Raw genomic sequence first — 231 nt, forward strand, 5'->3', positions numbered from 1 at the left:
GGCCTCCCCCGCCCCGCAGGCCATGGCCATCCCCGCGAGCCCCCCCATCGATGCCGAGGAGGGCCCGTTCGCGGACTACGAGCAGATCGCGGTGCTGCTCTCCGACGACGGCGGGCCCCGCGAGACGATCGTCGACGCCATCGTCGCGCGGGGGTCGTCCATCATCGGCTCCGCGCTGGCCGCCCCCGCTCCGGCCGCCACCAAGGGCCCGAAGGGGCCCCCCCCCCCCTC

The 231-nt window shown here is 77.5% G+C and carries 1 protein-coding gene; it reads left to right on the top strand.

Going from position 1 to position 231, the window contains the following annotated elements:
- Positions 1–231 (top strand): hypothetical protein (locus tag KVS71_RS19375; protein ID WP_217585338.1); only part of this gene is annotated, 231 nt, incomplete at both ends.

Source organism: Microbacterium sp. GbtcB4, from assembly GCF_019091465.1.
Lineage (GTDB): Bacteria > Actinomycetota > Actinomycetes > Actinomycetales > Microbacteriaceae > Microbacterium > Microbacterium paraoxydans.